8 protein-coding genes and 2 rRNA genes (1 of these 10 only partly in view) are annotated in these 9,896 nt (G+C 67.2%); all 10 read left to right on the top strand.

From position 1 onward, the window contains the following. A 23S ribosomal RNA gene (locus DDW44_RS10940) occupies positions 1-1,507 on the top strand; it begins 1,618 nt to the left of the window's first position. 105 nt (positions 1,508-1,612) lie between these two features. Then, positions 1,613-1,729, top strand: a 5S ribosomal RNA gene (rrf, locus tag DDW44_RS10935). Between the two features lie 158 nt (positions 1,730-1,887). Continuing rightward, on the top strand, positions 1,888-2,496 hold the full coding sequence (gene clsA / locus DDW44_RS10930; RefSeq protein WP_017948524.1) for a cardiolipin synthase ClsA: 609 nt from the start codon (positions 1,888-1,890) through the stop codon (positions 2,494-2,496). Between the two features lie 116 nt (positions 2,497-2,612). Next, the gene (locus DDW44_RS10925) at positions 2,613-5,120 is read left to right on the top strand and encodes a mannose-1-phosphate guanyltransferase (RefSeq protein ID WP_108906300.1); all 2,508 of its coding nucleotides are present in this window, start codon (positions 2,613-2,615) and stop codon (positions 5,118-5,120) included. A gap of 109 nt (positions 5,121-5,229) precedes the next feature. After that, positions 5,230-6,147, top strand: coding sequence for a DUF881 domain-containing protein (locus DDW44_RS10920; protein WP_108906299.1), 918 nt, complete (start codon positions 5,230-5,232; stop codon positions 6,145-6,147). Then, entirely contained in the window at positions 6,144-6,476 is a 333-nt protein-coding gene (locus tag DDW44_RS10915; protein ID WP_017948521.1) for a small basic family protein, read from the top strand. Before DDW44_RS10920 ends, DDW44_RS10915 begins: the two co-directional genes overlap by 4 nt. Positions 6,477-6,565: 89 nt before the next feature. Continuing rightward, on the top strand, positions 6,566-7,570 hold the full coding sequence (locus DDW44_RS10910) for a DUF881 domain-containing protein (RefSeq protein WP_425275692.1): 1,005 nt from the start codon (positions 6,566-6,568) through the stop codon (positions 7,568-7,570). Between the two features lie 82 nt (positions 7,571-7,652). Further along, complete coding sequence (locus DDW44_RS10905; protein WP_199786801.1) at positions 7,653-8,585, top strand: FHA domain-containing protein; 933 nt, start codon at positions 7,653-7,655, stop codon at positions 8,583-8,585. A 13-nt stretch (positions 8,586-8,598) separates the two neighbouring features. Continuing rightward, on the top strand, positions 8,599-9,336 hold the full coding sequence (ftsR, locus tag DDW44_RS10900) for a transcriptional regulator FtsR (RefSeq protein ID WP_018891052.1): 738 nt from the start codon (positions 8,599-8,601) through the stop codon (positions 9,334-9,336). 75 nt (positions 9,337-9,411) lie between these two features. Then, on the top strand, positions 9,412-9,885 hold the full coding sequence (locus DDW44_RS10895) for a bifunctional nuclease family protein (RefSeq protein ID WP_026281837.1): 474 nt from the start codon (positions 9,412-9,414) through the stop codon (positions 9,883-9,885). Positions 9,886-9,896: the final 11 nt, after the last annotated feature.

The following is a 9,896-nucleotide window of genomic DNA, read 5'->3' as shown; positions in this document are numbered from 1 at the left end:
CGAGGTGGTAGTAGGTAAGCGATGGGGTGACGCAGGAAGGTAGTCCAGCCCGGGCGGTGGTTGTCCCGGGGTAAGGGTGTAGCCCGAGAGATAGGCAAATCCGTCTCTCATGTGGGTGAGACCTGATGCCGAGCCGATTGTGGTGAAGTGGATGATCCTATGCTGTCGAGAAAAGCCTCTAGCGAGTTTCATGGCGGCCCGTACCCTAAACCGACTCAGGTGGTCAGGTAGAGAATACCGAGGCGTTCGGGTGAACTATGGTTAAGGAACTCGGCAAAATGCCCCCGTAACTTCGGGAGAAGGGGGGCCACGCCTGGTGATGAGTCTTGCACTCTGAGCTGGGGGTGGCCGCAGAGACCAGCGAGAAGCGACTGTTTACTAAAAACACAGGTCCGTGCGAAGCCGTAAGGCGATGTATACGGACTGACGCCTGCCCGGTGCTGGAACGTTAAGGGGACCGGTTAGCTCCATTTCGGTGGGGCGAAGCTGAGAACTTAAGCGCCAGTAAACGGCGGTGGTAACTATAACCATCCTAAGGTAGCGAAATTCCTTGTCGGGTAAGTTCCGACCTGCACGAATGGCGTAACGACTTCTCGACTGTCTCAACCATAGGCCCGGTGAAATTGCACTACGAGTAAAGATGCTCGTTTCGCGCAGCAGGACGGAAAGACCCCGGGACCTTTACTACAGTTTGATATTGGTGTTCGGTTCGGCTTGTGTAGGATAGGTGGGAGACTGTGAAGCTTGGACGCCAGTTCAGGTGGAGTCGTCGTTGAAATACCACTCTGGTCGTGCTGGATGTCTAACCTGGGTCCGTGATCCGGATCAGGGACAGTGTCTGATGGGTAGTTTAACTGGGGCGGTTGCCTCCTAAAGGGTAACGGAGGCGCCCAAAGGTTCCCTCAGCCTGGTTGGCAATCAGGTGTTGAGTGTAAGTGCACAAGGGAGCTTGACTGTGAGACCGACGGGTCGAGCAGGGACGAAAGTCGGGACTAGTGATCCGGCGGTGGCTTGTGGAAGCGCCGTCGCTCAACGGATAAAAGGTACCCCGGGGATAACAGGCTGATCTTCCCCAAGAGTCCATATCGACGGGATGGTTTGGCACCTCGATGTCGGCTCGTCGCATCCTGGGGCTGGAGTCGGTCCCAAGGGTTGGGCTGTTCGCCCATTAAAGCGGTACGCGAGCTGGGTTTAGAACGTCGTGAGACAGTTCGGTCCCTATCCGCTGTGCGCGTAGGAGTCTTGAGAAGGGCTGTCCCTAGTACGAGAGGACCGGGACGGACGAACCTCTGGTGTGCCAGTTGTCCTGCCAAGGGCATGGCTGGTTGGCTACGTTCGGGAGGGATAACCGCTGAAAGCATCTAAGCGGGAAGCCTGCTTCGAGATGAGGACTCCCACCCACTTGATGGGGTAAGGCTCCCAGTAGACGACTGGGTTGATAGGCCGGATATGGAAGCCAGGTGACTGGTGGAGTTGACCGGTACTAATAGGCCGAGGGCTTGTCCTCAGTTGCTCGCGTCCACTGTGTTTGTTCTGAAGTTGCGAACATGCCGAGACCGCATTACCGCCGGTGGTGGGGTGCTGGTCGGCTGGTTCGATGGTTTCATAGAGTTTCGGTGGTCATAGCGTTAGGGAAACGCCCGGTTACATTCCGAACCCGGAAGCTAAGCCTTTCAGCGCCGATGGTACTGCAGGGGGGACCCTGTGGGAGAGTAGGACGCCGCCGAACAATCATTGGGGAAAGCCCCGGACCGTATGGTCCGGGGCTTTCCGCGTTCCAGGGGCGGGCTACCGAACATGATCGACAGTAACCCCTGCGTACCCGGCTGTTCCCGCTGAAGGTAGGGTCAGGGGGCATCGTTGGTACGTTCGGCAGGAGGCCCCCGGGTGGAGGTCCAGGAGACCCGTGTTCAGACCGACCGGGTACTCACCATCCCCAACATCCTCAGCATGGCTCGCCTGCTCGGAGTGCCGCTGTTCCTGTGGCTGATCCTCCTGCCCGAGTTCGGCGGACCGAAGGCCGACGGCTGGGCGCTCCTCGTGCTCGCACTGAGCGGCGTCAGCGACTATCTCGACGGCAAGCTCGCCCGCCGGTGGAACCAGATCAGCAGCCTGGGCCGGATCCTCGACCCCGCCGCCGACCGCCTCTACATCCTTTCCACCCTCGTGGGCCTGACCTGGCGGGGCATCCTGCCCCTTTGGTTGACCGTCGCACTTCTGGCCCGGGACCTGATGCTGCTCGTGATGGTGGGAATCCTGCGCCGGCACGGCTATCCGCCTCCCCAGGTGAACTTTCTGGGCAAGGCGGCTACCTTCAACTTGATGTATGCGTTCCCGCTCCTGCTGCTCAGCGACGGAGACGGGTGGCTCGCGTCACTCGCCGAAGTTTTCGGATGGGCGTTCGCAGGATGGGGTACAACTCTGTATTGGTGGGCAGGGATCCTCTATGTGGTCCAGGTCCGCCGACTCGTCAAGGCTGACGCCGTGGCCGATTGAGCCGTACGCACGTAGCCGTGCAGAGTCCCACCGGTCCGCATGAGAACTGGAGAGGGGCCTGCCCGGACGGGTGAAGTCGGCTGGACCGTCGTCTCTTCAAGGAGGACGCTTCCGACATGAAGGCCGTCGTGATGGCTGGTGGCGAAGGAACACGACTTCGCCCCATGACCTCGAGCATGCCCAAGCCACTGCTGCCGGTGGTCAACAGGCCGATCATGGAGCATGTGCTGCGCCTGCTCAAGCGGCACGGGCTCACTGAGACGGTCGTGACCGTCCAGTTCCTCGCCTCCCTCGTCAAGAACTACTTCGGTGACGGGGAAGAGCTGGGGATGGAGCTCACCTATGCGCACGAGGAGAAGCCACTCGGTACCGCGGGCAGCGTGAAGAACGCGGAAGAGGCGCTGAAGGACGACGCGTTTCTCGTCATTTCCGGGGACGCGCTCACCGACTTCGACCTTTCGGATCTGGTCAGGTTCCACAAGGAGAAGGGCGCACTCGTCACGGTGTGCCTGACCCGGGTGCCGAATCCCCTCGAATTCGGCATCACGATCGTGGACGAACAGGGGAAGGTCGAACGGTTCCTGGAGAAGCCCACCTGGGGCCAGGTCTTCTCGGACACGGTGAACACCGGCATCTACGTGATGGAGCCGGAGGTCTTTGACTACGTCGAAGCCGATGTCTCCGTCGACTGGTCCGGCGACGTCTTTCCGCAGCTGATGAAGGAAGGCAAGCCGATCTACGGCTATATCGCCGAGGGCTACTGGGAGGACGTCGGCACCCACGAGAGCTATGTGAAGGCCCAGGCCGACGTTCTCGAGGGCAAGGTCGACGTGGAGGTCGACGGCTTCGAGATCTCGCCCGGCGTCTGGGTCGCCGAGGGCGCGGAGGTCCATCCGGACGCCGTGCTGAGGGGCCCCCTCTACGTCGGCGACTACGCCAAGGTCGAAGCGGACGCGGAGATCCGCGAGCACACCGTCGTCGGGTCCAACGTGGTCGTGAAATCGGGCGCGTTCCTGCACCGGGCCGTCGTCCACGACAATGTGTACGTCGGGCCGCAGAGCAATCTGCGCGGCTGTGTCGTCGGCAAGAACACCGACATCATGCGCGCCGTGCGGATCGAGGACGGCGCCGTCATCGGCGACGAGTGCCTGATCGGCGAGGAGTCGATCGTCCAGGGCAACGTGCGGATCTACCCGTTCAAGACGATCGAGGCCGGCGCCTTCGTCAACACCTCGGTGATCTGGGAATCGCGCGGTCAGGCGAATCTCTTCGGGGCCCGCGGCGTCTCGGGAATCCTCAACGTCGAGATCACGCCGGAACTGGCCGTGCGGCTCGCGGGGGCGTACGCCACCACCCTGAAGAAGGGAGCGACGGTCACCACGGCCCGTGACCACTCCCGAGGCGCGAGGGCGCTGAAACGGGCGGTGATCTCCGCACTCCAGGCCAGTGCCATCGACGTACGGGACCTGGAGAACGTCCCGCTGCCGGTCGCCCGGCAGCAGACGGCCCGGGGCAGCGCCGGCGGCATCATGATCCGGACCTCGCCCGGTGTCCCGGACTCGGTCGACATCATGTTCTTCGACGAGCGCGGTGCCGACCTGTCACAGGGCGGCCAGCGGAAGCTCGACCGCGTGTACGCACGCCAGGAGTACCGGCGTGCCTTCCCGGGAGAGATCGGAGACCTGTCCTTCCCGGCGAGCATCTACGACTCGTACACGGGTTCACTGCTGCGCAACGTCGACACCAGCGGGATCGCGGAGGCAGGGCTCAAGGTCGTCATCGACGCCTCCAACGGCAGCGCCGGCCTCGTGCTGCCCAGCCTGCTCGGCAGGCTCGGTGTGGACGCGCTGACGATCAACCCCGGGCTCGACGAGTCGCGGCCGACCGAGACGCTCGAGCAGCGCAGGCAGGGCCTGGTGCGGCTGGGCGAGATCGTGGCGTCCGCACGCGCCGCCTTCGGCGTGCGCTTCGACCCCGTCGGAGAGCGGCTGTCGTTCGTCGACGAGCGCGGCCGGATCGTGGAGGACGACCGGGCGCTGCTCGTCATGCTCGACCTCGTCGCCGCGGAACGCCGCAGCGGCAAGGTGGCGCTGCCGGTGACGACGACCCGTATCGCCGAGCAGGTCGCCGCCTATCACGGTACGCAGGTGGAGTGGACGACCACATCCCCCGACGATCTCACCCGGGTCTGCCGGGAGGAGTCGACCATCTTCGGCGGGGACGGCCGTGGCGGCTTCATCATCCCGGAGTTCAGCAGCGTCTTCGACGGACCTGCGGCGTTCGTCCGGCTCCTCGGCCTGGTGGCCCGTACTCAGCTCACCCTGAGCCAGATCGACGCCCGCATCCCGAGCGCCCATCTGCTCCGCAAGGACATCGCGACGCCGTGGGCGGTCAAGGGGCTGGTGATGCGCCGCGTCGTCGAGGCCGCCGGCGACCGCTCCGTGGACACCACCGACGGTGTCCGCGTGGTGGAGGCGGACGGCCGTTGGGTGCTGGTGCTGCCCGATCCGTCCGAGGCCGTCACCCATCTGTGGGCCGAGGGACCGGACGACGCATCCGCCCAGGCACTCCTGGGCGAGTGGTCCACGGTCGTGGAAAGCGCAGGTGACGCCACGGAGCAGTGAGGGCGCCGGCCGACTGAGCGCGGTGTGCCGGGGTGCGGGACGGTCCGCATCCCGGCACAACCGTGGGGCCATTCGGCGGTAGCGGTCGCGACGTGCGACGATGTGCGGCATGCCGCAGCAGCCCCCCGTCACGAGGACCGTCTCGCCGCCGCGTCCCGACGCGTCCATGTCGCTGCTGAACAACGTCATGGACCACAGCCTCGACGACGGCTACGCGGAGGCGACGGCCCGCAGGGAGGCCGAGGGCGGGCCGCTGCCCCAGCCGCTGCGGGCCAAGCTGTGGCTCGCGGCCGGGCTGGTGCTGGCGGCTCTGGTGGTCACCCTCGGAGCGGCTCAGGCGCGGATATCGGCACCCGTCGTGGCGAAGGAACGTGAAGAGCTCATCGACCGTATCGAGGCCGAGACCACGGCCGCGGACGAGCTGGCGCGGGACGTCGAGCGGCTTCGCGGGGAGGTCGGCGAGCGGCAGCGCAGGGCGCTCCAGGACCAGGGCGGGCACCAGGGGGCCCTCGTGGCCCTGCTCTCCGGCGCTACCGAGGTGACCGGGCGGGGGGTCAAGCTGGTCGTCGACGACGCCAAGGGCAGCCAGGCGGACGGCGGCGGTCCGCGGGAGAGCAGTGGCTTCTCCGACACCGGCCGGGTCCGCGACCGCGACATGCAACGCGTCGTCAACGGACTCTGGGAGTCGGGAGCGGAGGCCGTCGCGATCAACGGGCAGCGGCTGACCGCCCTGTCCGCGATCAGGGCCGCCGGTGACGCCATACTCGTCGACAACAAGCCGCTGGTGCCGCCGTACACGGTGCTCGCCGTCGGCGACGGGAAGAAGCTGAGCACCGCCTTCCAGGACAGCGCGGACGGTCAGTACCTCCACGCGCTGCAGGAGAACTTCGGGATCCGGAGCAGCATCTCCGCCCAGGAGCAGGTGCGTCTGCCGGCCGCACCGAGCCTGATCGTACGTACCGCAGAGCCGAGGACCGCCGGTGGCACCGGTCAGGGCACGGCAGAGACAGGGAAGGGCACATCGTGATCGCCGTACTGGGCCTGGTCTTGGGAGTCGTGGCGGGACTGTTGCTCCGCCCCGAGGTGCCGGCGGTGGTCGAGCCCTACCTTCCGATCGCCGTCGTCGCGGCCCTCGACGCGGTCTTCGGCGGTCTGCGGGCCATGCTCGACGGGATCTTCGTCGACAAGGTCTTCGTGGTCTCGTTCCTCTCGAACGTCGTCGTGGCCGCTCTGATCGTCTTCCTCGGCGACAAACTGGGCGTCGGTGCGCAGTTGTCCACGGGAGTGGTGGTCGTCCTCGGCATCCGCATCTTCTCCAACGCGGCCGCGATCCGCCGCCATGTGTTCCGGGCGTGAGGCCGATGAGCGACAACGACAGGACCCTGCGTGAGGCGCCCGACTCCCAGGACGGGACGCCGGGGACCGCTGACGACCGGACGCCCGATGTGACGCCGCCGCGGCGGCCCGAGGGGCCGCTGCCCGTAGAGGACGCCCCCGCCGAGCCCGGAGCCCCTCGGGCCCTGCCCACCGGGCCGGGCCCGCTTCCCGCCCCGGCCCGGCCGGCGCCCGCCGGAGCGGGGGAGGCCGGTGCGCGGTCCGCAGCTCCCGAAGCCGACGGGCGGGAGGGGCTGGAGGGGCCGCAAGGGGCGTACAGCGGCGACGGCGACGGCGCGGACGCTCCCGCGGAGGGCGGCGCGCCGCACGTGGCGCCGACCGGCGACGGACCGCAGCTGACGGGTCGGCAGCGACTGGTGGCCGGGCTGTGGCCGCCCCGCTTCTCGCGCGCCCAACTCATCGTGGCCCTGCTGCTGTTCGTGCTGGGCCTCGGTCTGGCCATCCAGGTCCAGTCGACGAGCGACAGCAGCGCCCTGCGCGGCGCGCGCCAGGAGGATCTCGTGCGGATCCTCGATGAACTGGATGACCGCACCAAGCGTCTGCAAGATGAGAAGCAGCGGCTCGAGGAGCAGCGGACCGAGCTGGAGACCAGCTCGGACCAGGCCGAAGAGGCGCGCCGGCAGACGCAGGAAAAGGAGCGGCAGCTGGGCATCCTCGCCGGTACCGTGGCCGCACAGGGCCCGGGCATCACGCTGACCATCGGCGACGGGGCCGGGGCGGTCGAGTCGGACATGCTGCTCGACGCGATCCAGGAACTCCGTGCCGCGGGGGCCGAGGCGATCCAGGTCAACGGGGTGAGGGTGGTCGCGGACTCCTACTTCTCCGACGGCGGCGGCAGCATCCAGGTGGACGGCAGGAAGATCGGTGCCCCGTACCGTTTCAAGGTCATCGGCAGGCCGCAGGACCTCGAGCCCGCGCTGAACATTCCCGGCGGAGTGGTGCAGACCCTGGAGAAGGAGCAGGCCACCGTCACGGTGACCCGCTCGGAGAAGATCGTCGTGGATGCCTTGCGACCCGTGGAACGGCCTGACTACGCTCGGTCGTCCTCCCGGTGAGCCGAGGCCGTGCTGGGGAAGCCGGAGATGGACGAAGGGTTGCGGGGGGTCGGCGCATCGTAAGAGTGCTACGTGGTGGAAACTGTCCGGAGGGTACGGACGTTGTGAGGATGTCCGGGTCGGCAGGTGTTTTCATTCAGGGTTCCTGCCCCACGGGCGGGTCTGTTTCGGTCAAGGGGAATCGCCCGTGAAGTTGTTTGGGAAGTTGTTCGGCAAGAGCGCACGCGAGGAGGGCGGCACCGCCCGCCACCGCGCACCGCGCCACGGCCAGGAGGCGGAGCAGAGCGGCGAGCGCCCGCTCTTCCGGGACGAGATCGCCGGTGGTGACATTCCCGGCGGTCAGGGCGCGTCTGCTGTTGACCCTGCCGGTCCCGGCCGCATAGGTTTCGGGGAACCGTCAACCTCAAGTACGGGTGGAGGGTTTGCCCCGGACCCGTACGCATCCCATGCCCCCGCGGGGCAGCCGCGGCAGGAGGACCTGTCCATGCCGGTGTGTACGCGATGCGGCAACCGCAACGCCGAGACCAGCCGCTTCTGCTCCAACTGCGGCGCGCCGCTGCGGTCCGGAGCTCCGGCGGAACGGGCCTCGGAGACCACCTCGACGATCTCCATCTCGGGGATCGAGGCCTACGAGGCGGAGGCCACGGGGCAGACGCCCCTCCCCTCGCTCTCGCCGGAGGCCCAGGCGGCCGTCGAGGCCCTCCCGCTGGGCTCGGCCCTGCTCGTGGTGCGACGCGGGCCGAACGCGGGCAGCCGCTTCCTCCTGGACAGCGAGCTGACGACGGCGGGCCGCCACCCCCAGAGCGACATCTTCCTGGACGACTTCACCGTCTCGCGCCGCCATGTGGAGTTCCGCAGGGCGGCCGACGGCACCTTCACCGTCACGGACGTCGGCAGCCTCAACGGCACATACGTCAACCGCGAGCCGATCGACTCGGTCGTCCTGGCGAACGGTGACGAAGTTCAGATCGGCAAGTACCGGCTGGTCTTCTACGCGAACCAGCGGGGCATCTGACTCAGGGGCGTCCATGCGGCGAACTCCGGCGGGCGGTGCCGGCCACGGCACCGCCGGTGGCGACCGGCTGGTCAGCATCGGTTCGGTGCTGCACCAGCTGCGGGAAGAGTTTCCCGAAGTCACCATCTCCAAGATCCGTTTTCTGGAGGCCGAGGGGCTCGTCGAGCCGCAACGCACACCGTCCGGCTACCGCAAGTTCAGCCCCGGGGACGTCGAGCGGCTCGCGCAGGTGCTCCGCATGCAGCGGGACCACTATCTGCCGCTGAAGGTCATCCGCGAGCACCTCGACGCCCTGGCGCGGGGGGAACGCCCCCCGCTCCCGTCCCAGGGCGGGCCGGTGGGATCCGGCGAGGCGGGCGAGTGCCGCTCCGAAGGGCCCACGGCGGCGCGCGTAGGGCGGTCGGAGCTGCTCGCGGCCGCGGAGGTCACCGAGGAGAAGCTCGGCGAGTGGGAGGCCTACGGTCTGATCACTCCTTCGGCGGACTCCTCCTACGAAGCCGAGTCCGTGACGGTGGCCAGACTGATCGCCGACCTGGGCAGATTCGGCCTGGAGCCGAGGCATCTGCGGGCGATGAAGGCTGCCGCCGACCGTGAGGCGGGTCTGGTCGAACAAGTGGTCGCACCGCTTCGCCGGCACCGCAACCCGCAGACCAGAGCGCATGCCGAGGCGACCGCGAAGGAGCTGGCGGCGCTCTCCGTCAGGCTGCACTCGGCGCTGGTGCAGACGGCGCTGGGGGTACGTCTGCCCTGAAGGCGGGGCGGACTCGCACCGATCTCGGCGGAACCCGACTACCCAAACCTGCCGGGCACGTCCTAGGGTTGCTGTGTGAACGAGCTCGACGTTGTGGGTGTCCGGGTGGAAATGCCCTCCAACCAGCCGATCGTGCTCCTGCGCGAAGTGGGAGGCGATCGGTACCTCCCCATCTGGATCGGACCGGGTGAGGCGACCGCGATCGCCTTCGCGCAGCAGGGGATGGCACCGGCCAGGCCGCTCACCCACGACCTGTTCAAGGACGTCCTGGAGGCCGTCGGGCAGGAGCTCACCGAGGTGCGGATCACCGACCTGCGGGAGGGCGTCTTCTACGCGGAGCTGGTCTTCGCCAGTGGCGTGGAGGTCAGCGCCAGGCCGTCCGACGCCATAGCGCTGGCGCTGCGCACCGGTACGCCGATCTACGGCAGCGACGGCGTGCTGGACGACGCCGGCATCGCGATCCCGGACGAGCAGGAGGACGAGGTCGAGAAGTTCCGCGAGTTCCTCGACCAGATCTCGCCGGAGGACTTCGGCTCCAGCAGCCAGTGACGTGTGGGCCG

This window comes from Streptomyces tirandamycinicus (assembly GCF_003097515.1).
Taxonomy (GTDB): Bacteria; Actinomycetota; Actinomycetes; order Streptomycetales; family Streptomycetaceae; genus Streptomyces; species Streptomyces tirandamycinicus.
Note: the sequence above shows the minus strand (reverse complement) of the source record. Positions and strands in the feature narration are given on the sequence as shown.